The organism is Streptomyces sp. NPDC002602, assembly GCF_042889445.1.
Lineage (GTDB): Bacteria > Actinomycetota > Actinomycetes > Streptomycetales > Streptomycetaceae > Streptomyces.
In genome coordinates this window covers 1,209,965-1,233,557 of record NZ_JBIAQX010000001.1, presented here as the reverse complement: position 1 = coordinate 1,233,557, position 23,593 = coordinate 1,209,965, and the positions used below count along the sequence as shown (strand labels likewise).

General features: G+C 74.2%; 24 protein-coding genes and 1 pseudogene. 16 read left to right on the top strand and 9 right to left on the bottom strand.

Annotated elements, in window-relative coordinates; all coding sequences use genetic code 11:
• Positions 1–80: 80 nt before the first annotated feature.
• A complete protein-coding gene (locus ACFYW3_RS05070; RefSeq protein WP_007268044.1) occupies positions 81–254 on the bottom strand; it encodes a thiazolylpeptide-type bacteriocin in 174 nt (57 codons plus the stop codon).
• Between the two features lie 168 nt (positions 255–422).
• Here ACFYW3_RS05070 and ACFYW3_RS05065 point away from each other — a divergent pair, with 168 nt between their 5' ends.
• Complete coding sequence (locus ACFYW3_RS05065; RefSeq protein ID WP_389385566.1) at positions 423–1,682, top strand: amidohydrolase; 1,260 nt, start codon at positions 423–425, stop codon at positions 1,680–1,682.
• 136 nt (positions 1,683–1,818) lie between these two features.
• Entirely contained in the window at positions 1,819–2,310 is a 492-nt protein-coding gene (locus tag ACFYW3_RS05060) for a hypothetical protein (RefSeq protein ID WP_351751671.1), read from the top strand.
• A gap of 92 nt (positions 2,311–2,402) precedes the next feature.
• On the opposite strand, the gene ACFYW3_RS05055 is transcribed toward ACFYW3_RS05060, so the two are convergent.
• Positions 2,403–3,764, bottom strand: a complete 1,362-nt coding sequence (locus ACFYW3_RS05055) for an FAD-dependent oxidoreductase (protein ID WP_351751669.1) — start codon at positions 3,762–3,764, stop codon at positions 2,403–2,405.
• A gap of 234 nt (positions 3,765–3,998) precedes the next feature.
• Positions 3,999–4,532, bottom strand: a complete 534-nt coding sequence (locus ACFYW3_RS05050; RefSeq protein ID WP_351751668.1) for a GNAT family N-acetyltransferase — start codon at positions 4,530–4,532, stop codon at positions 3,999–4,001.
• 153 nt (positions 4,533–4,685) lie between these two features.
• Between ACFYW3_RS05050 and ACFYW3_RS05045 the strand changes: the two are divergent.
• Positions 4,686–5,608, top strand: a pseudogene (locus ACFYW3_RS05045) (molybdopterin-dependent oxidoreductase); the annotation flags it as partial.
• An 85-nt stretch (positions 5,609–5,693) separates the two neighbouring features.
• On the opposite strand, the gene ACFYW3_RS05040 reads toward ACFYW3_RS05045, so the two are convergent.
• Both ACFYW3_RS05040 and ACFYW3_RS05035 read right to left on the bottom strand, forming a co-directional pair.
• On the bottom strand, positions 5,694–6,857 hold the full coding sequence (locus tag ACFYW3_RS05040) for an alpha/beta hydrolase (protein WP_351751666.1): 1,164 nt from the start codon (positions 6,855–6,857) through the stop codon (positions 5,694–5,696).
• Positions 6,858–6,998: 141 nt separating this feature from the next.
• The gene (locus ACFYW3_RS05035; RefSeq protein ID WP_389385565.1) at positions 6,999–9,836 is read right to left on the bottom strand and encodes a hypothetical protein; all 2,838 of its coding nucleotides are present in this window, start codon (positions 9,834–9,836) and stop codon (positions 6,999–7,001) included.
• Positions 9,837–10,002: 166 nt separating this feature from the next.
• Between ACFYW3_RS05035 and ACFYW3_RS05030 the strand changes: the two genes are divergently transcribed.
• Complete coding sequence (locus ACFYW3_RS05030) at positions 10,003–10,929, top strand: hypothetical protein (RefSeq protein ID WP_389385564.1); 927 nt, start codon at positions 10,003–10,005, stop codon at positions 10,927–10,929.
• Entirely contained in the window at positions 10,922–11,335 is a 414-nt protein-coding gene (locus ACFYW3_RS05025; protein ID WP_351751662.1) for a peptidase inhibitor family I36 protein, read from the top strand. The genes ACFYW3_RS05030 and ACFYW3_RS05025 overlap by 8 nt, the downstream gene beginning before the upstream one ends.
• A 160-nt stretch (positions 11,336–11,495) precedes the next feature.
• Here the strand turns inward: ACFYW3_RS05025 and ACFYW3_RS05020 are convergent, their stop codons facing one another.
• Together ACFYW3_RS05020 and ACFYW3_RS05015 are read right to left on the bottom strand one after the other, a co-directional pair.
• Positions 11,496–12,563, bottom strand: coding sequence for a GNAT family N-acetyltransferase (locus ACFYW3_RS05020; RefSeq protein WP_351751661.1), 1,068 nt, complete (start codon positions 12,561–12,563; stop codon positions 11,496–11,498).
• A 104-nt stretch (positions 12,564–12,667) separates the two neighbouring features.
• A complete protein-coding gene (locus ACFYW3_RS05015; protein WP_389385563.1) occupies positions 12,668–13,177 on the bottom strand; it encodes a hypothetical protein in 510 nt (169 codons plus the stop codon).
• A gap of 225 nt (positions 13,178–13,402) precedes the next feature.
• On the opposite strand from ACFYW3_RS05015, the gene ACFYW3_RS05010 reads away from it, so the two are divergent.
• The 4 genes from ACFYW3_RS05010 to ACFYW3_RS04995 all read left to right on the top strand — a co-directional run bounded on the left by ACFYW3_RS05010 (position 13,403) and on the right by ACFYW3_RS04995 (position 17,448).
• Positions 13,403–13,972, top strand: a complete 570-nt coding sequence (locus tag ACFYW3_RS05010; protein ID WP_351751657.1) for an HPP family protein — start codon at positions 13,403–13,405, stop codon at positions 13,970–13,972.
• Between the two features lie 152 nt (positions 13,973–14,124).
• Positions 14,125–14,874, top strand: coding sequence for a VOC family protein (locus ACFYW3_RS05005; RefSeq protein WP_351751755.1), 750 nt, complete (start codon positions 14,125–14,127; stop codon positions 14,872–14,874).
• A gap of 57 nt (positions 14,875–14,931) precedes the next feature.
• Positions 14,932–15,975, top strand: a complete 1,044-nt coding sequence (locus ACFYW3_RS05000; RefSeq protein ID WP_389385562.1) for a PHP domain-containing protein — start codon at positions 14,932–14,934, stop codon at positions 15,973–15,975.
• A 111-nt stretch (positions 15,976–16,086) separates the two neighbouring features.
• Positions 16,087–17,448, top strand: coding sequence for an NAD(P)/FAD-dependent oxidoreductase (locus tag ACFYW3_RS04995; protein WP_389385561.1), 1,362 nt, complete (start codon positions 16,087–16,089; stop codon positions 17,446–17,448).
• 5 nt (positions 17,449–17,453) lie between these two features.
• Here the strand turns inward: ACFYW3_RS04995 and ACFYW3_RS04990 are convergent, their stop codons facing one another.
• On the bottom strand, positions 17,454–18,323 hold the full coding sequence (locus ACFYW3_RS04990) for a UbiA family prenyltransferase (RefSeq protein ID WP_389385560.1): 870 nt from the start codon (positions 18,321–18,323) through the stop codon (positions 17,454–17,456).
• A 79-nt stretch (positions 18,324–18,402) separates the two neighbouring features.
• Between ACFYW3_RS04990 and ACFYW3_RS04985 the strand changes: the two genes are divergently transcribed.
• The 3 genes from ACFYW3_RS04985 to ACFYW3_RS04975 are packed head-to-tail and all read left to right on the top strand — an operon-like array spanning position 18,403 to position 21,039.
• Complete coding sequence (locus tag ACFYW3_RS04985; protein ID WP_389385559.1) at positions 18,403–19,464, top strand: type III polyketide synthase; 1,062 nt, start codon at positions 18,403–18,405, stop codon at positions 19,462–19,464.
• 13 nt (positions 19,465–19,477) lie between these two features.
• Entirely contained in the window at positions 19,478–20,017 is a 540-nt protein-coding gene (locus ACFYW3_RS04980; protein ID WP_389385631.1) for an isoprenylcysteine carboxyl methyltransferase family protein, read from the top strand.
• Positions 20,014–21,039 (top strand): NAD(P)/FAD-dependent oxidoreductase, encoded by a 1,026-nt coding sequence (locus ACFYW3_RS04975; RefSeq protein ID WP_351751651.1) that lies wholly within the window; start codon positions 20,014–20,016, stop codon positions 21,037–21,039. Before ACFYW3_RS04980 ends, ACFYW3_RS04975 begins: the two co-directional genes overlap by 4 nt.
• A gap of 68 nt (positions 21,040–21,107) precedes the next feature.
• Here ACFYW3_RS04975 and ACFYW3_RS04970 read toward each other — a convergent pair whose 3' ends face one another.
• Entirely contained in the window at positions 21,108–21,782 is a 675-nt protein-coding gene (locus ACFYW3_RS04970; protein WP_389385558.1) for a hypothetical protein, read from the bottom strand.
• A gap of 183 nt (positions 21,783–21,965) precedes the next feature.
• On the opposite strand from ACFYW3_RS04970, the gene ACFYW3_RS04965 reads away from it, so the two are divergent.
• From ACFYW3_RS04965 to ACFYW3_RS04950, 4 genes are all read left to right on the top strand, one after another.
• Complete coding sequence (locus ACFYW3_RS04965; protein WP_266953185.1) at positions 21,966–22,283, top strand: hypothetical protein; 318 nt, start codon at positions 21,966–21,968, stop codon at positions 22,281–22,283.
• 91 nt (positions 22,284–22,374) lie between these two features.
• Positions 22,375–22,563 (top strand): DUF6381 family protein, encoded by a 189-nt coding sequence (locus ACFYW3_RS04960; protein WP_266953183.1) that lies wholly within the window; start codon positions 22,375–22,377, stop codon positions 22,561–22,563.
• A 16-nt stretch (positions 22,564–22,579) separates the two neighbouring features.
• A complete protein-coding gene (locus ACFYW3_RS04955; RefSeq protein ID WP_351751649.1) occupies positions 22,580–23,092 on the top strand; it encodes a DUF664 domain-containing protein in 513 nt (170 codons plus the stop codon).
• A 23-nt stretch (positions 23,093–23,115) separates the two neighbouring features.
• Positions 23,116–23,538 (top strand): hypothetical protein, encoded by a 423-nt coding sequence (locus ACFYW3_RS04950; protein ID WP_389385557.1) that lies wholly within the window; start codon positions 23,116–23,118, stop codon positions 23,536–23,538.
• Positions 23,539–23,593 lie beyond the last annotated feature (55 nt).

Sequence of the window (23,593 nt, the reverse complement as noted above, 5' to 3'; positions counted from 1 at the left end):
CCGGCGTCCTCTGGCACCCCGGCGACGAACGACGCCCCGGCCCCCGCGCGTGCGGGGGCCGGGGCGTTCCCGCGCTCGGGTCAGGCGCTGCAGGAGGTGGTGCTGGTCGTCGAGGAACAGGTCGACGTGGAGCTGCAGCTCGTGGAGCCGGCGAGCACGACCTCGCTGGCGTCCGAGTAGTCGGAGATCTCGAAGGTCTCGGACTCCAGCTCAAGGATCTCGTCGGCGAGCGAGGCGAGGGGGGACTTCTCCATGGTGACTCCTTGGGTCGAGTGCGGTGGTCGTGGTGCCCTTGCTGTGGTGCCCTTCCATCAGAACCGGTCGCGCCGTCACCTCACCCGGCCTCCCGCTGTCACCTCTCTGACAGGAAGTGTCAGCGCCCTGTCTCCCGGGATCCGGCCCGATCGGTCGATCATGGGGGAATGACCCGTGCCGCCGTCCTCGCCGGACTTCCCGATCTGCTCAGGCCGTTGACCGTGTTCTACCTCGATCTGCACCGGCGTCCCGAGCTGTCGGGCGAGGAGCGGAGCACGGCCGGACGGTTCGCCGACCGACTGGAGGCCGCCGGGTACCGAACCTCGCGCGGGATCGGCGGGCACGGCGTGGCCGGGGTGCTGCGGCGCGGTGAGGGGCCGGTGGTGTTGCTGCGCGCCGAGTTGGACGCGCTGCCCGTGCGGGAGACCACCGGACTGGCGTACGCGAGCGAGGGCGAGGTGGCACACGCCTGTGGGCACGACCTCCACCTGGCCGCGGCGGCCGGGGCGGCCGAACTGCTGGCCCGCGCGGACCCGGGGGCCTGGAGCGGGACGCTGGTGGTCGTCGGGCAGCCCGCCGAGGAGACCCTGGAGGGCGCGCGGGCCATGCTCGTCGACGGGCTCTACGAACGGGTCGGGGTCCCGGACGTGGCGCTGGCCCAGCACACGGCCCCGCTGCCGGCGGGGATGGTGGCGCACGGCTACGGTCCGATGACCGCCGGGAGCGTCACGTTCCGGGTCGTGGTGCACGGTCGGGGCGGGCACGCAGGCGCCCCGCACCTGACGGTCGATCCGGTGGTGACGGCCGCGCACGTCGTGACGCGGCTCCAGACGGTGGTGGCCCGCGAGGCGGCTCCTTCCGAGCAGGTGGCCGTCACGGTCGGGTCGCTGCGGGCGGGCGAACGGGCCAATGTCGTGCCGGACCGGGCCGAGCTGGGGATCACCGTGCGGGCGGCGGGGGACGCCGCCCTCGCCCGGGCGGCCGGGGCGGTGGAGCGGATCGTACGCGCCGAGTGCGCGGCGTCGGGGTGCCCGCGGGACCCGGAGGTCCAGCGGGTGTCGACCTCGCCCGTCACCCACCCCGACCCGGCGACGACCGCCGCGATACGCGGGGTCCACGCGGCGGAGTTCGGCGCGGAGCGGGTGGCGATGTGGCCGCCGACCCTGGCCACGGAGGACTTCGGGCTGTTCGGTGACGCCGGCCGGGAGTGGCACGGGGCGTCGGGGGTGCGGCTCGCCTATTGGATGTTCGGGGTGGTGGGGCCCGGCGCCTGGGCCTCGGCGCCGGGCGCGGACGCGGCGGCGAAGTTGGCCGCGCTGCCGGCGAACCACGCGCCGGACTTCGCACCGGACGTGCGCACGGCGCTGCCGGCGGGGGTGCGGGCGCTCACCGCGGCGGCCCTGTCCTGTCTCGGATCACCCGCGTAGTGCCCGGTCCGCCAGGCGTGTCCACTTTTCGGCCATTTCGCTCGAACGAAGAACCACCTCGGGCCTCGTGACGTCGATCAGGGCAGCGCCGGGGATCCCCTCGGCAGGCACTGGACCACGGGGAAAGGCACCATCGATGTCCAAGCACGTGAGCAAGCGCACCGCCATCGCGATCACCGCCACGGCCGCCGCCGCCGTGGCGACCCTCTCCCTCGCCCTCGTCACCACGGCGTCCGCGGACGGGGCCGCCCCGCGCGCCGGGCAGGCCGCCGCCGCGCTGCCGTCGGTGTCGGGCAGCCCGGAGGGCGCGTTCACCCGTATCGCGGACTTCTACGGTTCGTACATCGACGCCGTCTACGACCACGACGGCAAGACGGCCGACCGGCTGCGTTCCTTCTACCTCTCCGCGCCCCTCCAGGCGGAGCTGAAGAAGTGGGAGGAGACCAACCACGCGAACGGGGTGCTGCGCGCCCAGAACGTGCCGACGCAGTGGAAGGTCGACTCCACCGGCAGCGGCGCGGGCAAGACCAACGCCACGGTGACCCTCACCTGGGGCGGCGGGGACACCACGCGGATCCACGTCCAGGCCGACCTGAGGACGAAGAAGATCACGTCCATCGCGGACTGATCGAGTCGCCGCGACGGAGGATCGCCGAGAAGGCGGGCCGCCACGACGCGCGAGGGGGGCCCACCGCCGGTGGGCCCCCCTCGCGCGTTCGATTACGCGCCGCTCGCGTCCAGCATGTCCTCGCGCTCGACGATCTTCACGCGCTCGCGACCCTGCGGCTCGCCCAGCGCCTTCTCGGCGGCGTCCAGGCGGTACCAGCCCTCCCACGTCGTGAAGCGGACCTCCCGCTCGACGAGGAAGGCCTCGACGGCCTCCGGGGCGGGCGTGGCCGGGGTGAGCAGCCGGCCCTCGGCGTGGTCGGCCAGGAGGTTCGCGACGGTCTCGTTCGCGTCGCCCTTGGTGTGGCCGATGAGGCCGACGGGGCCGCGGCGGATCCAGCCGGTGACGTACGTGGACGCGAGGTGCTCGCCGGCCTCGATCACCCGGCCGCCCTCGTCCGGGACGGTGCCGGACTCGACGTCCCAGGGGAGCTTGGGCAGCTCGTCCGAGAGGTAGCCGACGGCGCGGTAGACGGACTGGACGTCCCAGTCGGTGAAGGCGCCGGTGCCCTTGACGTTGCCGGTGCCGTCGAGCTCGGTGCGCTCGGTGCGCAGACCCACGACCTTGCCGTCCTCGCCGAGCACCTCGACGGGCGACTCGAAGAAGTGCAGGAAGAGCTTGTGCGGGCGGTCGCCGATGTCGCGGATCGCCCAGTTCTCCAGGGTCTTGGCGACCATGTCCGCCTGCTTGTTGGAGCGGCGGGTGGCGATCGAGCCCTCGTCGTAGTCGATGTCCTCGGGGTTGACGATGACCTCGATGGTCGGCGAGTGGTCGAGCTCGCGCAGCTCCATCGGGCTGAACTTGGCCTGCGCCGGGCCGCGACGACCGAAGACGTGCACCTCCAGCGCCTTGTTCGCCTTGAGGCCCTCGTACACGTTGGCGGGGATCTCGGTCGGGAGCAGTTCGTCGCCGGTCTTGGCGAGGATGCGCGCCACGTCGAGGGCGACGTTGCCGACGCCGAGGACGGCGACCTTCTCCGCCTCCAGCGGCCAGGTGCGCGGGACGTCCGGGTGACCGTCGTACCAGGACACGAAGTCGGCGGCGCCGTAGGAGCCGTCGAGCTCGACGCCGGGGATGCGCAGGTCACGGTCGGCGGTGGCGCCCGTGGAGAAGATGACGGCGTCGTAGAACGCGTGCAGCTCGTCGAGGGAGATGTCGTTCGGGTAGTCGACGTTGCCGAAGAGACGGACCTGCGGCTTGTCGAGCACCTGGTGCAGGGCGGTGATGATGCCCTTGATGCGGGGGTGGTCGGGGGCGACCCCGTAACGGATCAGGCCGAAGGGCGCGGGCATCCGCTCGAAGAGGTCGATGGACACGCCCGGCTCGACGGCCGCCTCGGACTTCAGCAGCGCGTCTGCCGCGTAGATGCCGGCGGGGCCGGCGCCGACGATTGCTACCCGCAGAGGGCGAGGCATGAATGGGTTCCCTTCGACCGAAAAACAGACTGATCAAAGGAACCCTAAACTAAGGCCACCCTAACCCGGCACCCGCCCCCTGGTTATGACCCCATAAACAGACCTTATGACTTCCCCAAGCTCACCTTTGACCCGCCGCGTGGGCGGCGCGCCCGAGGGATGCCCAGGCCCCCCTGCTGCCCGATCAGGCCCTCTGCCCGACCAGGCCCGCATCCGATCAGGCCCGCTGCCCGATCAGGCCTCGTACTCGGTCAGGTCGATGCTGTAGAGGGTGAGCAGCGAGGCGTACTCGGGGTGGCTCGTGTCGCGGTCCCGCTCCATGTCGAGCTTGCGCAGCACGTTCTCGGACTCCTCGTTGCCCGCCCGGTTGACGGCGATGACACGGTCGAGGCCCCGGTCCTGGAGGGCGAACTCCAAGGTGGCCTGGGCGGCCTCGGAGGCGTAGCCCTGACCCCAGTAGGAGCGTCCGAGCCGCCAGGTGATCTCGACGGCGGGCATCACCTCGGGCAGCCACTCGGGCACCGACAGGCCGACGGCGCCGATCAGCTCTCCGGAGGCCAGCAGCTCGACCGCGAAGAGGCCGAAGCCCTCCTCGTCCCACTCGTCCTCCCAGCGCTCGATGGCGTCGGCGGTCTCCTCCAGGTCGAGCGTGGAACCGTCGCCGATCCAGCGCATCACCTCGGGGTCGGCGTTGATCTCCGACAGGGGGACGAGGTCGTCGTCGGTCCAGCGGCGGAGGAGGAGGCGGGGGGTACGAATCTCGGTCATGCCCCACATCCTGCCGAACGTGTCCGGCCAGGGGTAATCGGCCCCCTCGCTGCCGCCGCATTGCAGGTTCATGACCAATGCGGCGGTGTGGTTCCCGGGGGCGGACGGGAGCCCCACCGTCCGTCGGGACCCCACCGAGAAGGAGTTCCGCCCATGTCCCTCGACCGCTCCGACGAGAGCCGGTACGACCGCACGCGCCTGCGGCAGTGGGCGCGCGGCCGGGCCCGTTACGCCGGGGTGGACCGCCGGTCCCTGCTCCGGCTGTTCGCCGCGGGGCCGTGGGGGCCGCCGGCGCGGGGCCGCTCGGCGTCGGTGTCGGGGCGGCGTCGGCCGCCGCCCTGCCGGGTGTCGTGAAACCGCTGCCGCCGGAACTGTTCACCGTGCGCGGCACCAACGCGGAGACGAACTTCGCGTCCCTGCGCGGAACGGTCCCGCTCACCCCCGTCGACCGGTTCTTCGTACGGAACCACACCTCCACGCCGCGCCTGGACGCCGCCCAGTGGAGGCTCACGGTCCGGGGAGACGGGCTGCGCGGCGATCCGGTCGACTTCTCCCTCGACCGGCTGCGCGAGCTGCCCGCCGTCGAGCGGACCCTGTTCATCGAGTGCGCGGGCAACGGCCGCAGCTTCTACACGACCCAGCAGGGGCAGCCGGTCACCGGCACCGCGTGGACGCTCGGCGCGATCGGTGTCGCACGGTGGCGCGGCGCGCGCCTGTCGGACGTGTTGCGGGCGGGGCTGCGCCGCGACGCCGTGGACGTCCTGCCGCGCGGGCTCGACGACGAGGTGGTCACCCACGGCGTGAACCTGGGGCGGGTACGGCGACCGCTGCCCGTCTCGAAGGCGCTGGACGACGTGATCCTCGCGTACGAGATGAACGGCGAGCCGCTGCCGCCCGACCACGGCGGTCCGGTTCGGGTCGTCGTACCGGACTGGGTGGGCATCTCCTCGATCAAGTGGGTGGGGGACATCGAGGTGTCCGCCTCGGCGCTGTACACGCCGTGGAACACCGACCTGTACCGGCTGTTCGGGCCGGATCAGCCGCCGGAGGGCAGTGCCCCGCTGACCCGGCAGACACCGCCCACAACACGCAGGGGTACCTCTTCGACGCGGTCGTGCGTCACCCGGTGACGGTGGTCTGACCGGCGGCGGGCGGTGGCGCCTACGGGTTGATGAAGGACACCTCCGGGGCGTCGGCGGACGGGCCGTCCAGTACGGGCCGGGGCTTGCCCTTGAGGTGCTGGTCGAAGAAGGCGGCGACGTAGCGGCGGGTCAGCTCGACGGAGCGGTCGCCGGGCAGCGGGGTCTGCGGGTCGGGGAGCCCGAGCTGATCCCCGATGGCGGGCCAGTCGGTGAAGGTGAAGTGACCGGAGCCGGCGAAGCTGATCCAGCGCTTCCAGCCGTCGAGGCGCTGCCAGTCGCGCTCCCAGCTGGGGTCCGTGCCGGGGCCATGGTCCTGGGCTCCCATCAGCAGGAACGGCCGCCCGCCGAGACCGGTTTCGGGGACGGGGGTGAACAGCGTGCCGTCCATGTCGACACCCGCCTTGACCCGGGGATCGGCCACCATCGCGGCGGCGGCCGAGGCCCCGCCGATGGAGTGGCCCGCCATCGCGATGCGGTCCCGGTCGATCAGGCCGGAGCGGTTCCAGGCCGGGTGACGGCCGGTGAGGCGGTCGAGCAGGAAGGACACGTCACGGGCCCGGTTGTCGCTGACACGCTTGAAGCCCGCCTCGTCGCCGACCTTCTCGCAGGCCAGGCAGGTCGTCACGCGTCCGCCGGGAAAGGCGGTGCCCGAGCTCTCGTAGGCGTGGTCCACCGCGGCGACCACGTAGCCGCGCGAGGCGAGGTCCTCGGCGAGCGCGGTCAGGGTGGCACGCGGGACGGTGAATCCGGGCGACAGGACGATCAGCGGGTAGCGGCCCTCGACCGGGCGGGCCCCGGAACGGGCGGAGGACTTGGTGCCGGCGAGGGTCTTGAACGGGATCGCCTTGTCGAGTCCCCGGTCCACGAGGAGCAGCCGGGCCTCTTCGTCGGTGAGGTAGCGCACGGGGCCGCCGGTGCCGGGCCGGGCGGGATAGCGCATGGTCACCATCAGCTCGCGCGGCCCCGAACCCGCCCACGGGTCGGTGCGGCTCCGGTCCACCAGGTGCAGGATGTCCTGCCCGACCGCGAACCGTCCGGTGGGGCGGGGCAGTTCGGGCAGCGTCCGGCGCGTGTCGGACACGGCCGGCGCCTCGGCGGCGACGGAGGTCCCCGCGGCGGTGAGCGGGAGGGGAAGCAGCAGCGCGCACAGGGCTGCGACGGTGACGGTGCGGCGACGATTCATGTTCCCGACGTTACGCAGCGTGTCATGACGGATCATCACCTCACAGGAGGACCGGTACCTCCCACCGCCGGGGGGCCCGCGTCCACCTCAAGTAGCACGCGAATCAAGCCGGATGGCCCGTCTTCGAGCCGCCGGAGACACTCAACGGTGCTCCAGGCCACTGCACGGTGGCGCGTAGTCCAGGTAGGGCATGTAGGTGGTCCACTGCTTGCGGCTGATCCGCGGCCCGGAGTGCGCGCAGGCGCCCGCGGCGGCCAGGTCCCGGTCGGTGCCGGCGAGTCGGAGGGTGTCGTCGTAGCCGCCGGACGCCAGGACTCCCCCGTCGGGACTGAAAGCGACGGAACCGACGGCGGTGACGTGCCCGGTGAGGGTGACCGAAAGGGCCGGGTGGGCGGGTCGGGCCACGTCCCACACCCGAACGGTGCGGTCGTCGCCGGCGGTGGCGAGGGTGCGGCCGTCCGGGCTGAAGACCACCGCGCCGACCACGTCGGTGTGGCCCCTCAGGGTGGCGAGGGGGGCGGGATGGTGCCGGTCGGTGACGTTCCACAGTCGTACCGAGGTGTGGCCGCCGCTGGCGGTGGCGAGGGTGCGGCCGTCGGGGCTGAAGGCGACGGAGAAGACGGCGGTGTCGTGGCCCTCGACGGTCGCCAGGGGCGCGGGGTGCGCGGGGTCGGCGATGTCGGTCAGCCGTACGGTGCGGTCCTCGCTCGCGGTGGCCAGGGTGCGGCCGTCCGGGCTGAACGCGACGGCGCGCAGGGCGTCGCGGTGCCCGGTCACGACCGCCGCCTCGGCGGGGTGGGTGGGGTCGGCCACGTCCCAGAGCCGTACGTCGCCTCCGGGGCCGGTGGTGGCGAGGGTGCGCCCGTCGGGGCTGTAGGCGAGGGCCCGTACGTCTCCGCCCCGGGCGACGGGTTCGGCCGCGAGGGTGGGGCGGGCGGGCTCGGCGACGTCCCAGAGCCGTACGTTCCCGTCGGCGGACGCGGTGGCGAGGATCCGCCCGTCCGGCCGGTAGGCGACGGCGCGCAGGGCGGTTCGGTGGCCGGTGAGGGTGGCGACGGCGACGGGCCGGTCGGTGCCGCGGACGGTCCAGAGCCGGGCGGTGCGGTCCCCGCCTGCGGTGGCGAGTTGACGGCCGTCGGGCCGGTAGGCGAGGGCGACGACCTCCTTCGCGTGGGCGGGGAAGGAGGTCATCAGGGTGCTCAGGAGGCTGTCGCGGGTGCGGGTGGTGGGTGAGAGCCGGTAGGCGGTCAGGCCGAGTTGGACGGCCAGGCCCGGTTCGGTGTTGGTGAGGGCGCCCGCGGTCTCGGCGAGGTTCTGCGCGACGGCGTCGTTGCGTTGGCGGGTGACCTCTTCCTCGGCCCGTACCGCGTTGCCGGTGGCGACGGCGGCGACCACCACGAGGGCGCCGAGCGAGGCGACGAGGATCCTCAGCCTGCGGGTGCGGCGGCGCGCCGAGTCGCCGGCCGCGTCCTCCGCGGCGGCGGAGGCGTCGAGGAACTCCCGCTCCGCGTCGGTCAGTCCGGCGGGGCCGGGGGTGTCGAGGAGGTCGCGGACGAGGGTGAGCCGGGTGCCCCGCAGCAGCGAGCCGGGGTCGCGCCCCACGCCCTCCCAGGTCCGGGCGGCGTCGGTGAGCTGTCGGTGCCGGCGCAGCAGTTCCCGGTCCTCGGTGAGCCAGCCGCGCAGTCGGGGCCAGGCGCGGATCAGGGCCTCGTGGGTGAGGTCGACCCGGCCTTGGCCGAGGGTGAGGAGCCTTTGTCGGGCGGCCCCGGCGAGGACGGCGTCGGTGTCGGCGTCCTGGTCGAGTTCCTCGCGGGCGACGGGCCGTTTGGTGTCCTCGGTGCCTTCCCCCAGGGCGATGAGGTGGACGAAGATCTGGCGGGCCAGGTGTTGCTGCCGGCCGGTGAGTGAGGCGTACAGGGCTTCGGCGGACTGGGCGAGGGCGCCTTCGAATCCGCCGGCGGCGCGGAAGCCGTCCAGGGTGAGGGCGGCGCCCCGGCGGCGGCGCCAGGTCTCCAGCAGGGCGTGGGAGAGCAGGGGCAGGACGCCGACGCGGCCGTGCGCGTGGGCGACGAGGGTGGCCTGGAGGGAGCCCTCGACGGTGAGTCCGGCGCGCCGGGCGGGTTCGACGACGGCCCGGCGCAGTTCGGCGGCGCTCATCGGTCCGACGAGGACCTGTGCGTCGCGCAGGACGTCGACGAGTTCGGTGTGGCGGGTGCAGTGCGCGTAGAAGTCGGCGCGCAGGCACAGGACGACCCGGCGGCGGGAGCCGGGTCGGCGCGCGGCCTCGTCGAGCGCGGTGATGAACCGGGCGCGCTCCTCGGGGTCGGCGCAGACGGTGAAGACCTCCTCGAACTGGTCGACGATCAGTACGAGTTCTTCCGATTCCTCCGTGTCGGCGGCATCCCGCCGGCCCAGCGCCTCGGCGAGGGTCCGGGTCGGGTGCGGGCCGGGGGTGAGGACGCGCACGGCGCGGTGCGGGGCGTCGGCGCGCAACCTGGGCAGCAGTCCGGCGCGCAGCAGGGAGGACTTGCCGGCTCCGGAGGCTCCGACGAGGGCGAGGACACGGTGCCGGGCGAGGGTGGCGACGAGGTCTTCGACGAGCCGTTCCCGTCCGAAGAAGAGTTCGGCGTCCTCGGCGCGGAAGGCGGCGAGCCCCACGTACGGCGGCTCCTGGCAGCCCTCCTCCCCGGCGAGCAGGTCGGGGGTCTCGACGGCCAGTTCGACGGCGACGGAGTGCCAGCGGCGTTCCCACTCCCCCGGGTCGCCACCGCAGGCCCGCACGTAGGACAGGGTCACGTCCAGGCTGGGCAACCGGCGGCCGGCGGCGGCTCCGGACAGGGTGGCGACGGAGTAGTGGGCGCGGGCGGCGAGATCCCTGTAGGGCGGTGATCCCGCCTGGTGGCGCAGCCGGCGCAGGGCGGTGGCGAACTCCCGCAGAGGCCCGTCCCCACCTTCCAGCGGACGTTCCTTTCGTGCCATGCACGACCCCTTCCCCGTAGGTGCATTCCTGCCCTCTGGGGTGGATTGTTCAGCAATTGTTTGTTCACTGCCAGGGCGCCGACGCCGAACAACGGAAGGCGGCTAGACCTGATTCCGGCACCACGGCGAACCCGCCGTGAACACCCGGAAAGGGGGCACTGCGCGGATGAACCGAACACACGCCACGACGATGACGGCGGCGGCCCTGACGGCGGCCCTGACCCTGGGCGGCTGCGGATCCACCGCCTCTCAGCGGGAGTCGGGGCCGGCGCGGGAGCCGAGCGCCGCACAGTCCCGGCTGCTGGAACGGGCCGAGCAGATCCTCATCGGCGCGTGCATGACCGAGCGGGGATTCACGTACGCCGTCACCGAGCCGGCACGGGACGGGGAGGCCCAGCGCTCGTTCCCGTACGGGGTCGACGACGTGGCGTGGGCGCGGGCCCACGGCTACGGCGGTCGCGACGAGCGGGCCGCCGCCGAGGCCCGGCGGGCCGACCCGAACCAGCGGTACTTCGCCGGGCTTTCGGCCCCTCGGCGGGCTGCGGCGCGTACCGCGCTCATGGGCGCCTCGCCCGTGGGGCTCACGGCCACCACCCCCACCGGGATGACCCTCACGGCCGGCTCCGAGGGGTGCATGGCGGACGCGCAGCGCACCCTGTACGGGGACCTGCCCGGCTGGTTCCGCGTGAAGGTCGTCACGATGAACCTGCGGCCGGTCCGGGAGGCGCGGGTGCGGGGGGACGCGCGCTGGACGGAGGCGGTCGGGCAGTGGTCCGCCTGTATGCGGGCGGCGGGCCGGCCGTTCGCCACCCCGGCCGACTCCCGGCGGGCCGCGGTCGAGGCGACCGCCGGCGTCCCGCCCGAGAAGGCCGACGAGACCGAGACCGCGCTGGCGGTCACCGAGGCGACCTGCGCGACCGGCACTTCGCTGGCCCGGGTCTCACGAACTCTGGACCGCGCCTACGGCGAGGAAGTCCGTGCACAGCACCGGGACGAGATCGACCTGAGGCGACGGTTCCAGAACGACGCGCTCCCGAAGGCGGAGCGCGTCGTGGCACGACACACCCACCGAGAAGGAGATTCCCATGCGTAAGTTCCGCACGATGATGCTGGCCTGCGCCCTCGCGGCGCCGTTGTTCGCCGTCCCCGCGACGCTGACCCCCGCGGTCGCGGCTCCCGCCGACGGCGCGGGCGTGGCGGCCGACGGCAACTACTGGGTCTGGGCGGACACCAACCGCGGCGGCCCGTCCTGTGGCTGGAGCGGCAACGACTCCGACTGGCGCACCTGTGGCAGCAGCGGCACCTACAACATGAACGACCGGGCCTCGTCCTGGTGGAACAACGGCTACGCCGGTTCCCTGGGCGACGTCCGCGTCTACGAGCACATCGGCTACACGGGGGCCTCGACCTGCGCCCCGAACGGTTCCGCGGGCAACATCCCGTGGGAGTGGAACGACCGGATCTCCTCCCACAAGTGGGTGACCAACTGCGGCTTCTGAGCAACCGGGGATCGGCCGGCGGGTGCTCGGCCGGCCGTTCCCGGGCCGTTCCCGGGCCGTTCCCGGGCCGTTCTCCGGCCGTTCTCCGCCAGATGTCCGTCGGGTCTCCCGGGCTGCGACTCGCCCGGGAGGCCCGCGGGCCGTTCGAGGCCGAGACGGCCTACAGCGGGTTCAGGCGGTACAGGACCACGCCGTCCTCGGAACCGGACTCCTGGAACCCGGCCCGCCTGACCACGGCGTGGGAGGCGGCGTTGTCCTCGTCGACCCTGGCGTGCAGACCGGTCAGGCCGGGTTGCTCGAACGCCCAGCCGGCCAGCGCGCGGAGCGCCTCGGTGGCGTGGCCCTGGCGGCGGGCCGAGGCGACGAGGTCGTAGCCGATCTCGGCCCGTCCGTCCGGGTCGGGGGCGCCGTGGAAGCCGATCCCGCCGATCGCGCGGTGGTCGCGGGCCCGGACGATGGCGTACGGGCCCCAGCCCGGCCGGTACTCGCCCACCTCGTCGGCGAGCCCCACCATCCCGGCGCCGATGCGGGTGCCCTCGGCCGGCCCGTCCTCGGTCCAGGCGAAGCCCCCGGTGCCGCCGGCGTGCAGGTCGGCGGCGGCGGCCGGGCCGATCTCGCACAGGATCACGCCGACCCCGCGGATCGGGTCGTTGTACCAGCGCCAGTTCTCCTGGGGGGCGAGGTCGGGGAGGTCGGCCCGGCCGGTGGCCGCGAGCAGCGACTCCCAGGCGTCGCCGGTGGTGGAGAGCGGCGCGTGCGGGAAGAGACGTTCGAGGACGAGGGCGGCCGTCCGCTCGTCGCCCCGCCAGTGCGTGGCACCCAGGCCGTTCAGGATGTCGTGGCAGTGCAGCAGGGTCTCGGCGGCGCCCATCGCGGCGAAGCCGTCGGGGCCCGCCGAGCCGGCGGGGTGCCAGGCGCGGACGTCCGGTCCGGTCGCGTGGACGGCGGCCACGAGCAGCCGTCCGCTCGCCTCCACGAGGTCGACGACCCCGCCCGGGGAGGTGTCGGGGGCGGCCGTGACCCGCAGGGGCAGCCAGGAGTCGGTGACCCTGCCGGCGAGCTGGGCGGCGAATCCGGTCAGGTCGCCGGCCAGGTGGACGGCGGTGTCGTGGCAGCTCCACTCCAGGCCCGCCGCCGGGACGGACCAGTCGAGGTGCGCGACGCCCCGCAGGACCCGGACGGCCTCCGAGACGGCGTGGTCGAGGTCGTGGGGGCCCATGATCGTCATGTCTTCAGACTAGTGCTGTGGCCGATGTCGAGGCGCGGGGGCGATCCGGGAGCGGGTCATTGCGGGAGTGGGTCATTCCGGGGGCGGATCGGTCCGGGAGCGGGTCATTGCGGGAGCGGGCTCGCGCAACGGGAGCAGTACCGGGCATCGCGTTCGGTGGCGAGTCGGCCGCAGTCGGGGCAGACCCGGTGGAGCAGGCAGGCCGTTTCACCGCCCTCGCCGGGCCCGGGGGCGGGTGGTGCGGTGGGGCCCGGGCCGATGCCGAGGCCGGGGCGGCGGGTGTGGACGGTCAGGTACGTCAGCCCGTCCGGGCCCGCGGTGAGCGTGCGGCGGCTGTCCCTCGGCAGCAGGGCGGCCACGTGGGGGCGCAGGTCGTGCGAGCGGCCCCCGGTGTCGAGTCGGCCCGCCCCCGCGATCACGACCAGCAGCACGTCGAGGACGGGTTCGGCGTGCTCCGCGATGACCGCTCCGGGGCGCAGCCGCACCAGGTTGGAGTCGAGTCCCCGGGTGGCGCCGGTCAGGCGCCACAGCGCCCCGCCGGCGTCGGCGGGCGCGTCGGCGATCACCGCGTCGAGGTCGGTGGGCACCTCGTCGAGGTGCGAGTGGGTCGTCATGTTCGTCCTTCCCTGCGTCCTCGGCGGGACCGCGCCGGTGCCATGGCAGTCATACACGATCCGCCGGGGCGGGCCGGTCCCGATGGGCCCTTTGCCCCACCCCGTGCGGGTTGTCGTACCGGCGAACGATAAGCTCGTGGGCACCCCCCGCCCTCGCGTCACCGCCCGCCGCCCTGCCTCGTACGGCCCCTGCCGGCCGCCCGCACCGGAAACACCTTGCCGCACATGACCACAGACACCGCGCCGTACCCCGGCACGCCCCCGACCGCCGCGGCCGATGCCCCGCCCGCGCCGCGCACGCCCCGCATCATCACCGGCAAGGCGCCGGCCCGCCCGACCGCGGCGGCCGCCCTCCACAGCGTCAGCGCGGCGACGACCGTGCTCCTCGGCCTGGTGGGGATCGGCGCGATGCTCCACGAACCGGTGCTGATCCCGCCGCTGGCCGCGAGCGCCGCCCTGGTGCACAGCGCGCCCACCCTGCCGCTGGCCCAGCCGCGCGGGGTGCTGCTCGGCCACCTGCTGGGCGCCGCCGTCGGGTACGGGGTCCTCGCGGTGGCGGGCGGCAGCGCGTGGGCCGCCGCCGTGGCGGCCGGCATCACCCTGGCCCTCCTGATCATCGCGCGGACCCCGCACTCCCCCGCCTGTGCCACGGCCGTCGTCGTGGTGCTCCAGAGCCCGGACGCCGCCCGGTTCGTTCCGCTGCTGTTCGGCTCGACCGTGCTCCTCGTCCTCACCGGATACGCCGGATCCCGGATCCGACGCAAGGCCCCGAGGTACCCCGCCTACTGGTGGTGACCCGGCCGGTAGGCGCGCCTGCGCGTCACCCGGGGTGCCGGGGCGCTACTTCTTGTGGTCGGACGGCGCGATCACGGTGGCGGTGAAGGGCGGAGCGAGCGGTGAAGATCTCGACGAGGGACGTGTTCGGAGCGCCCTGCTGGGTGAGTCTGATGGCGCGGGACCTGGTGGCGTCCCAGCGCTTCTACGGGGCGGTCGTGGGGTGGACCTTCCGCCCGGCCCGCCTGGGCGACGCCTTCTCGGTGGCCCGGCTGGACGGTGTGCCGGTGGCGGGCATCGGGGCTCTCGCCGCCGATCTGGCGGTACCGGTGGCGTGGACGCCGTACTTCGCCGTGGACGACGTCGACGTGGCGGTGAGCCGCATCCGGGAGCGCAGCGGCACGGTCGCGGTCGGCCCGGTGTCCTTCCCGAACGGCGGCCGGGCCGCGCTGGCGGCCGACCTGGACGGTGCGGTGTTCGGGATCTGGGAGGGGGTCGTCTCCACCGACTGGCGGTCCGACGAGGGGCGGGCCCCGGCCTGGCTCGAACTGAGGACCCGCAACGCCTTCGACGCCGCGATCTTCTACGGCGGGGTACTGGAGTGGGCCACCGGCAGGCCCGGCTGCTGTGAGGTCTCGTACGAGGAGGACCAGGTCGTGCTGCGGCACGGCGGTGAGGCGGTGGCCCGGCTGAACAGCGGTCCGGTGGAGCCGGCCTCGTACAGCCCGCATGCCAGGCCCCGCTGGCACGTCCACTTCCGGGTGCCGCTGCTGGAGCCCGCGATCGAGGCGGCCGTCGAGTTGGGCGGGCGGGCCGTCTCGGAGGTCACGTCGAACACGCGGGAGCGGTGGGTGGCGTTCCGCGACCCGGACGGGGCCCTGTTCACCCTGGCCGCTCCCCTCGTGCCGCCGGCCGCGCACTGATCCTCCGATGTGCCCGCTCCGCCGTCCCTTGCCACACTGGGCTCAGGAGGTGCCCCGATGGACCCGGTCGCCGCGCTGAACCGGATCGCCTTCCTGTTGGAGCGCGGTCAGGCCCCGACCTACCGCGTACGGGCGTTTCGCACGGCCGCCGCCGCGGTGGAGCACCTGGGCGGGCCCGAGGTGGCCGAGCGGGTCGCCGCCGGCTCGCTGGAGTCGGTGAAGGGTCTGGGGCCGAAGACCGCGACGGTCGTGCGCGAGGCGCTCGGTGGGGAGATCCCGCAGTACCTGCGGAAGCTGGAGGACGAGGTCGCGGCGCATCCCGACGGCCCGCCGGCCAGTGCGGGGGCCCGGGCGCTGCGGGCGGCCCTGCGCGGGGACTGCCACCTGCACTCGGAGTGGTCCGACGGCGGCAGCCCCATCGAGGCGATGGGCCGGGCGGCGATGGAACTGGGGCACGAGTGGGCGGTGCTGACGGACCATTCGCCGAGTCTGAAGGTGGCGCGCGGGTTGTCGCCGGAGCGGCTGCGCGAGCAACTGGCGGTGGTGGCGGAGTTGAACGCGGGCTGGAAGCCGTTCCGGCTGCTGACGGGCATCGAGTGCGACATCCTGGCGGACGGTTCGCTCGACCAGGAGCAGGAGTTGTTGGACCGGGTCGACCTGGTGGTGGGTTCCGTCCACTCGAAGCTGAGGATGGAGTCCCCGGCGATGACGCGGCGCCTGCTGGCGGCCGTGCGCAATCCGTCGATGGACGTGCTCGGCCACTGCACCGGGCGCCTGGTGACGGGCAAGACCCGGCCGGAGTCGGAGTTCGACGCCGCCGCCGTCTTCGCCGCCTGCGCGGAGTCCGGTACGGCGGTGGAGATCAACAGCAGGCCCGAACGGCTGGACCCGCCGCGCCGGTTGCTGCGGCGGGCCGCGGAGATCGGCACGCTGTTCGCGATCGACACGGACGCGCACGCCCCGGGCCAGTTGGACTGGCAGTCGACCGGTTGTGAGCGGGCCGTGGAGTGCGGGGTGGCGGCCGAGCGTGTCGTGAACACCTGGAGCGCGGAAGGCCTGCTGGAGTGGACCCGTACCCGCCGACCGCCCGCACCGCTCTGACCTCGGAACACGGCGCCGCGACCGCACCGTCCCGAAACGGATGTGCATGGACCGCTCGCGCGGGGCAGACGACCGGGCACGGAACCACCGCACTGCGAAGGGACGTACACCGTGTCGCGTTCGAGGATCCTCGTTGTGGGCGCCGGCTTCGCCGGGGTCGCGTGCGTACGGCGACTGGAGCGCCGCCTGTCCCCGGCCGAGGCGGAGATCTCACTGGTCACGCCCGCCTCCTACCAGCTGTACCTGCCCCTGCTCCCCCAGGTCGCCGCCGGTGTGCTGACCCCGCAGTCGGTCGCCGTGTCCCTGCGGCGCAGCAACAAGCACCGGACGCGGATCATCCCCGGCGGGGCGATCGGTGTGGACACCAAGGCCAAGGTCTGCGTCATCCGGAAGATCACGGGTGAGACCGTGGACCAGCCCTACGACCTCCTCGTACTGGCCCCGGGCAGCATCACCCGCACCTTCGACATCCCCGGGCTGGTGGAACACGCGCGGGGCATGAAGACCCTCGCGGAGGCCGTGTACCTGCGCGACCACGTGATCGCCCAACTCGACCTGGCGGACGCCAGTCAGGACGAGGCCGAACGTGCCTCCCGGCTCCGGTTCGTGGTGGTGGGCGGCGGATACGCGGGCACGGAGACGGCCGCCTGCCTCAACCGCCTCACGCGGCACGCGGCCACCCGCTATCCGCGGCTGGACCCCCGGCAGATCAAGTGGCACCTGGTCGACCTCGCCCCGAAGCTGATGCCGGAACTCGGCGACAAGCTCGGCACGGTCGCCCTGGACATCCTGCGCCGGCGCGGGATCGAGGTGTCCCTCGGTGTGTCGGTGAGCGAGGTGAACGCCGAGAAGGTCACGCTCACCGACGGCAGGGTGCTGCCCAGTCGGACCCTGATCTGGACGGCCGGCGTCGCCGCGAGCCCGCTGGTGTCCACCCTGGGCGCGGAGACGCTCAAGGGCCGGCTGGTCGTGCGCCCGGAGTTGACGGTGCCCGGGGTCGACGGCGTGTTCGCCCTCGGGGACTCGGCGGCCGTACCGGACGTGGCGAAGGGCGGCGACGCGCTGTGCCCGCCGACCGCGCAGCACGCCATGCGCCAGGGCAAGGCCGTCGCCGACAGTGTCATCGCCACGCTGCGGAACCAACCGCTGCGTCCCTACGTGCACAAGGACCTGGGGCTGGTGGTGGACCTCGGTGGCCGGGACGCGGTCTCCAAGCCGCTCGGCATCGAACTGCACGGCCTGCCCGCGCAGGCGGTGGCTCGCGGCTACCACTGGTCGGCGCTGCGGACCAACGTGGCCAAGACCCGGGTGATGACGAACTGGCTGATCAACGCGGTCGCCGGGGACGACTTCGTGCGCACCGGCTTCCTGGACCAGCGGGCCGCCACCCTGAAGGACTTCGAGCACACCGACGCCTATCTCTCCCCCGAGCAGGTCCGCGAGCACACGGAGTCGCTGCGGGCCAGGGGCTGAGCGGTTCAGCCGAGGCCGGCGCCCCGCACCAACAGCAGCGCCACGTCGGCGGCGGCGACCGCCAGCGCACCGAGGAACGGCACGCGGCCGCGGGCCCGGCAGGTGCCGGCCACCAGCAGGACCGTGAGCGCGAGCAGCATCCAGCCGTAGGCGCTCACCGGTCCCGGCGGGCCGGTGACCAGCGCCGCGGTCGAGCCGAGCAGGAGCAGGCCGGCGACCGCGGCCGAGCCGCGGGCGCCGAGCCGCTGGGGCAGTCCGGTGACGCCGGTGGCGAGGTCGTCGGCGATGTCGGGCAGCACGTTCGCGAAGTGCGCCCCGGCGCCGAGCAGCGCGGCGGCTGCGGTGAGCCAGGCCGGCGGCCACGGTGACCCCGGCAGGCCGAGCGTGACGAAGGCCGGGAGCAGGCCGAAGGCGAGGGCGTACGGCGCCCAGGACACGAGCGTGCTCTTGAGCCGCAGGTTGTAGCCCCAGGCGGCGGCGACCGCGACCAGGTGCACGACGCCGGCGAGCGGACCCGAGGCCAGGGACAGCGGAACGCACACCAGCAGCGCCACGAACGCGGCGACGGCCACCGAGGCGGGCCGTACGGAGCCCGCGACGAGCGGCTTGTCCCGCCGCCCCGTGGTCAGGTCGCGGCGCAGGTCGGCGCGGTCGTTGCTCCAGCCCACGGAGAGTTGGCCCGCCGCGACCGCCCCGGCGGCGAGGGCGCAGCCGGCGGGCCCCCGACCGGCGGCCAGGGCGAGGGCGACCGTGAAGAGGGTCACGGCGGCCGCCGGCACGGGGTGGCAGGCCGCCAGGAGGCCGGCCGTCCGGGCTCCGGCGCGCGGCCGCGCGGGGGCGTGCGCGGAGGGAGGGGTCTGTCGGGTGACGGGCACGACGTCACGCTATGCGCCGACGGCACGCCCGGTTGACCCGAATCCTCACGAAATGTCAGTTGTTCCCTATGTTGGGTCAATGACACGTGTCCTGGCAGTGAGCAGCGTGTTCCCGCCCCACCGCTACCGGCAGTCGGAGATCACCGAGGCCCTGGCCCGCTTCCTTCCGCCGGGCGCGGACGCGGCGCTCCTGCGCCGTGTCCACGAGTCGGTCCGGGTGGACAGCCGCCATCTCGCGCTCCCCCTGGAGCGCTACGGCCCGTCGAACGACTTCGGCACCACGAACGCCGCCTTCGTCGTCGCCGCGCTCGAACTCGGCACGCGCGCCCTCGAACTCGCCCTCGCCGAGGGCGGTCTGCCGGCGGGTGACGTCGATCTGGTGATGTCCACGACGGTGACCGGGCTGGCGACGCCCTCGCTGGAGGCCCGGATCGCCGGCCGGAGCGGGCTGCGTCCCGACGTGAGACGGATGCCGCTGTTCGGCCTGGGCTGCGCGGCGGGCGCCGCCGGTCTCGGCCACCTGCACGACCAACTGACCGGCCGGCCCGGCGACGCGGCCGTGTTGCTGTCGACCGAGCTGTGCTCCCTCACTCTCCAGCCCACCGACACCTCGATGGCGAACCTCGTGGCGGGGGCCCTCTTCGGGGACGGCGCCGGGGCGCTGCTGGCGGTGGGCCGCGACCATCCCCTGCACGAGACCTGCTCCGGTCCCGCCGTGGTGGCCTCCCGCAGCCGGCTGTATCCGGGGACCGAGGACCTGCTGGGCTGGGACATCGGCCACTGGGGCTTTCGCATGGTGCTGGGGCGGGAACTCCCCGACCTGGTCCGGCTGCACGTGGTGGAGGAGGTCGAGACCTTCCTCGCCGGGCACGACCTGAAGCCGTCCGACGTCGACGCCTGGATCTGCCATCCCGGAGGTCCGAGGATCCTCGACGTGCTCGCCGAGACGCTGGGCCTGCCGGACTCCGCCCTCGCGGCGAGCCGGGGGTCACTGGCCGAGGCGGGCAACCTCTCCTCCGCCTCGGTCCTGCACATCCTCGGCGGGATCCAGGCCGCCGGGCCTCCCCCGCCGGGATCCACCGGGCTCATGATCGCCTTCGGCCCGGGCTTCGCCTCCGAACTCGTCCTCCTGCGCTGGTGATCCCCTCATGTCGATGAACCTGTACCTGCTGATCCTCGCCCTGGTCGCCGTCGAACGGCTCGCCGAGCTGCTCGTGGCCCGGCGCAACGCCGCCTGGAGCCTGGCGCGCGGCGCCCGGGAGTACGGCGGCGGCCACTATCCGGCCATGGTCGCCCTGCACACCGCGCTGCTGGTGGGATGTGCGGTCGAACCGTGGGCGGCCGACCGGCCGTTCCTGCCCGCGGTGGGCTGGCCGGCGCTCGGGCTGGTGGTGGCCGCGCAGGGGCTGCGCTGGTGGTGCATCGCCACGCTCGGCCCCCGCTGGAACACCCGAGTGCTCGTCGTGCCCGGCCTGCCCCTGGTCGCGGCGGGGCCGTACCGGGTGCTGAGCCACCCCAACTACGTGGCCGTGGTGGTCGAGGGGCTCGCGCTGCCGCTCGTGCACTCCGCCTGGCTGACGGCGGCCGGTTTCACCGTGCTCAACGCGCTGCTGCTGCGGGTGCGGATCCGCTGCGAGGACACGGCGCTCACCCGGGCCCGTACGACGACCCCGCTCGTGGGCTCCGCGTCGTGATCGACCTGCTCGTGGCGGGCGGTGGTCCGGCCGGGCTGGCGACGGCCATCCACGGGGCCCTGGCCGGGCTGGAGGTGGTGGTGCTGGAGCCCCGGCCCACGCCGATCGACAAGGCGTGCGGGGAGGGGCTGATGCCCACCGCCGTGCGGCGGCTGGAGGAGCTGGGCGTACCGGTGGCGGGCCGGCCGTTCCGGGGGATCCGGTACGTGGACGGCGTCAGCGGGCTCCGCGCGGAGGGGCTGTTCCGCGCCGGCCCCGGGCGCGGGGCCCGGCGTACCGACCTCCAGGCGGCCCTCGCCGAACGGGCCGCCGCCCTGGGCGTGCGGGTGCTCCCCCGGCGGGTGGGCGAGGTGCGCCAGGACGAACACCGGGTCAGCGCGGCGGGGCTGACCGCCCGCTACCTGGTGGCCGCCGACGGACTGCACTCGCCCGTCCGGCGCGGGCTGGGCCTGTCCGCTCCGGTCGTGCCCGGTCGGCCGGTCCGGTACGGGCTGCGGCGCCACTACGCGGTGGAGCCGTGGAGCGACCTGGTGGAGGTCCACTGGTCGGCCCGGTCCGAGGCGTACGTGACCCCGCTGGGGCCCGATCGGGTGGGGGTGGCGGTGCTGACCTCGGAACAGGCGCCGTTCGACGTACAGCTCGCGCGGTTCCCGGCCCTGGCGGCGCGGTTGCCGCGGGCGCCCGAGGCTCCGGTCCGCGGGGCGGGGCCGTTGCGGCAGGGCGCCGTCACCCGGGTCGCGGGGCGGGTGCTCTTCGTCGGGGACGCCGCCGGGTACGTGGACGCGCTCACCGGGGAGGGGCTCACGCTGGCGGTGACGGCGGCGGGGGAACTCGTACGGTGCGTGTCCGCCGGTCGGCCGCAGGAGTACGAGCGGGCCTGGCGGGAGCTGTCGCGGAGCTATCGGGCGCTGACCGGTTCCCTGTTGTGGGCCCGGGCGCGGCCGGGGCTGGCGCGGCGGATCGTGCCGCTGGCGGCCCGCCTGCCCGGGGTGTTCACCCGCGGGGTGAACCTGCTCGCGTAGGCCGGGCCCGGGACCCGCGCACGCGGGAGGGACCCGGCGGTGGTCCACCAGGGCCCCGTTTCCTCGGGTCAGACCCGGTCGACCCGCTTGGGCCGGTACATCAGCGCCACGCCCGCGAGCACCGCGCCGGCGCCCGCGCAGAGCACCGTGGTGACGCCCGCCCAGGCGTGCGGGCCACCCAGCGAGCCCTCCAGGGGGTCGACGAGCGCGATGCCCGCGACCACGTGCAGCGCCACGATCGCGAGGGCCGTGACGGCCCCGGTCCGCCACACCGCCGGGGTGTCACGCGCCATCAGCAATCCGCCCTCCACGAGGCAGACGAACGCGACCGCGAGGGGCGGTACGTCGCCCGGTCCGAGGACGGACAGGGCGGCCGGGTCCCGCGGCAGGTGCAGCACGCCGCACAGGAGCAGGGCGGCGGCCACCGGCCAGCGCAGCACGTGGCGCAGCGCGCCCCCGGCGCGCGGGGCGGGGGGCCGGGGTTCGGGCCGGGTCACCGGCGGCCGCTCCCGGTGCGGTGCCGCGTGGTGGTCGGCCGGGGGGTGGGCGTGCGGCCGGGGGCCGGCCGGGGCCTCGGCCCGGTCGGTGTCGAGGCAGCCGGCCGGCAGGGCCACGTCGGCGGGGACGGCCGGGGCGGTTGAGGGGTGTCCGGGACCGGTCGAGTCGTCGTGTCGGTCCTGGAGGTCGGGTATCTCGTGGCGGTCTTCGGGGTCGGTCGCCGCGAGGGCCATGGGGTCATTCATGGAAGGCTCCGTTCGCCGACACGCGGGTCTGCACATCGCGCGCCGGTCGTCGTGCGTCACGGGAAGCGCACGTGTGGTCACATTCAGCGGCACATCGGCGCACTGCGCCATTCGGGGCGGGCAAACGGGGGGCCGGCGCGCCGGTGACGATTCCCCCGGCGAGTCGCGGGCAAGCGCTGTGACATGACCGTCTACGTCGTCACCATTCCAGGCACCCTGCTCACGGAGCTGTCGCCCGAGGCCCGCACACAACTGGTGCGCGCGCTGCGACCGGCGGATCCGCGCGGCACCGATCTCGGCGTCAAGGAGGATCTGGACATCCTGTCGTTCTACTCGGGCTCGTCGGCGTTCAGCCTGCACCTGGAGGTCGAGGCCGCCACCACCAAGGAGGCTCAGGCCGCGGCCCGGGAGCTCGCCTCGTCGGCGCTGAGCGGAGTCGGTCTGAATCAGGAGACGGCGCCGTTGGGCGATCCGGTGATCACCGGCATCGCGGGCGAGTAGAACGGCGCCGCGCCCCTTCGAGATGCGTGCGCACCGGAGTGCTGATTGCCTGGTTGCGCCCGCTCTCTCCCCACAGAGTCAAGGAGCGATCATGAGCGTTGCAGGTGAGTCCGGCCGGTCCCGGCAGCTTCGGGACAAGGCCCAGGAGATGAAGGCCGCGGCCGAGAAGTCGACCGACCCCCAGGAGCGCACGCGCCTCCAGGACAAGGCGCGCCGGCTCCAGGAGCAGAGCGAGATGGAGGGTCGCATGATGGACGACCCCGGCATGGACCTCCGCTAGTGGGACGGCTCGCCCCGTGAAGGGGACCGACGTCCTGGCCGACGGGTTCGGGCGCGTCCGGGAGGTGGTCCACGAGGTGGTGGACGGGCTCTCGGCCGATCAGCTGAACGCGCGGGTGGACCCGGCCGCGAACTCCGTGGCGTGGTTGGTCTGGCACCTGACCCGGGTGCAGGACGACCACGTGGCGGACGCGGCGGGCGGGGAACAGGTGTGGCACACGGGCGGTTGGGCGGATCGGTTCGCCCTGCCGCTGCCCGCCGACGCCACCGGCTACGGACAGAGTCCGAGCCAGGTCGGCAAGGTCCGTGTCGAGTCGGGCGAGGTCCTGTTGGGGTACCACGACGCGGTGCACGAGCGGACCCTGGAGTTCGTGCGCGCCCTCCCGGCAGCCGACCTGGACCGGGTCGTCGACGAGCGCTGGGACCCCCCGGTCACCCTCGCCGTGCGGCTCGTCAGCGTGCTCTCCGACGATCTCCAGCACGCCGGCCAGGCCGCGTTCGCCCGGGGTCTGCTGGAACGGCGCGGGTAGTCGACGTCGTGAGGCGGCGCGCCGTGCCGGCTGGCCGCCTCCGTGCCACCCGTCCCCCGGGGATCACGCCGGCGGCCGTATCGGCCCTGCTGCTCCCGGCCACCATCGGGGCGGGACTCCCGACCGCGCGGGCGGGCGCCGACGAGCGGCCCGTCGTACGGACCGACGCGGGCCCCGTACGCGGTCGCTCGCACGGCGCGTTCGACACCTTCGAGGGCGTCCCCGGGTGGCCGCGGTTCGGGTCCTCCGGGTCGGTGTTGTCCTTGGCACCGGGGCCGGCCGGGGTCCGCCCGCTGGACGCGGCGGGCGAGCACCACCGCGCGCTCTGGGACGCGACCGGCGCGCGGGATCCGGATCGTCCGACGGGAGCGGCGGTTGCGGCGGGTTCCGCGGATCCGACGGGAGCGGCGGGAGCGGCGGCGAATCCGATGGTGTCGGACCGATGAATCGGGCCCGTCCCGGGAGTCTGGAGGGGGACGGCCCCCGCCATCCGGCGGATCG

What these genes read in the sequence shown, in the direction of transcription:
- ACFYW3_RS04980 (WP_389385631.1), top strand. Translation starts at nt 19,478, where the DNA reads ATGAACCTGTACCTGCTGATCCTCGCCCTGGTCGCCGTCGAACGGCTC.
- ACFYW3_RS05040 (WP_351751666.1), bottom strand. Translation starts at nt 6,857, where the DNA reads ATGAATCGTCGCCGCACCGTCACCGTCGCAGCCCTGTGCGCGCTGCTG.
- ACFYW3_RS05050 (WP_351751668.1), bottom strand. Translation starts at nt 4,532, where the DNA reads ATGACCGAGATTCGTACCCCCCGCCTCCTCCTCCGCCGCTGGACCGAC.
- ACFYW3_RS04960 (WP_266953183.1), top strand. Translation starts at nt 22,375, where the DNA reads ATGAGCGTTGCAGGTGAGTCCGGCCGGTCCCGGCAGCTTCGGGACAAG.
- ACFYW3_RS05025 (WP_351751662.1), top strand. Translation starts at nt 10,922, where the DNA reads ATGCGTAAGTTCCGCACGATGATGCTGGCCTGCGCCCTCGCGGCGCCG.
- ACFYW3_RS05060 (WP_351751671.1), top strand. Translation starts at nt 1,819, where the DNA reads ATGTCCAAGCACGTGAGCAAGCGCACCGCCATCGCGATCACCGCCACG.
- ACFYW3_RS05005 (WP_351751755.1), top strand. Translation starts at nt 14,125, where the DNA reads ATGGCGCGGGACCTGGTGGCGTCCCAGCGCTTCTACGGGGCGGTCGTG.
- ACFYW3_RS05000 (WP_389385562.1), top strand. Translation starts at nt 14,932, where the DNA reads ATGGACCCGGTCGCCGCGCTGAACCGGATCGCCTTCCTGTTGGAGCGC.
- ACFYW3_RS05065 (WP_389385566.1), top strand. Translation starts at nt 423, where the DNA reads ATGACCCGTGCCGCCGTCCTCGCCGGACTTCCCGATCTGCTCAGGCCG.
- ACFYW3_RS05055 (WP_351751669.1), bottom strand. Translation starts at nt 3,764, where the DNA reads ATGCCTCGCCCTCTGCGGGTAGCAATCGTCGGCGCCGGCCCCGCCGGC.
- ACFYW3_RS04970 (WP_389385558.1), bottom strand. Translation starts at nt 21,782, where the DNA reads ATGAATGACCCCATGGCCCTCGCGGCGACCGACCCCGAAGACCGCCAC.
- ACFYW3_RS05020 (WP_351751661.1), bottom strand. Translation starts at nt 12,563, where the DNA reads ATGACGATCATGGGCCCCCACGACCTCGACCACGCCGTCTCGGAGGCC.
- ACFYW3_RS05030 (WP_389385564.1), top strand. Translation starts at nt 10,003, where the DNA reads ATGAACCGAACACACGCCACGACGATGACGGCGGCGGCCCTGACGGCG.
- ACFYW3_RS05015 (WP_389385563.1), bottom strand. Translation starts at nt 13,177, where the DNA reads ATGACGACCCACTCGCACCTCGACGAGGTGCCCACCGACCTCGACGCG.
- ACFYW3_RS05010 (WP_351751657.1), top strand. Translation starts at nt 13,403, where the DNA reads ATGACCACAGACACCGCGCCGTACCCCGGCACGCCCCCGACCGCCGCG.
- ACFYW3_RS05035 (WP_389385565.1), bottom strand. Translation starts at nt 9,836, where the DNA reads ATGGCACGAAAGGAACGTCCGCTGGAAGGTGGGGACGGGCCTCTGCGG.
- ACFYW3_RS04985 (WP_389385559.1), top strand. Translation starts at nt 18,403, where the DNA reads ATGACACGTGTCCTGGCAGTGAGCAGCGTGTTCCCGCCCCACCGCTAC.
- ACFYW3_RS05070 (WP_007268044.1), bottom strand. Translation starts at nt 254, where the DNA reads ATGGAGAAGTCCCCCCTCGCCTCGCTCGCCGACGAGATCCTTGAGCTG.
- ACFYW3_RS04965 (WP_266953185.1), top strand. Translation starts at nt 21,966, where the DNA reads ATGACCGTCTACGTCGTCACCATTCCAGGCACCCTGCTCACGGAGCTG.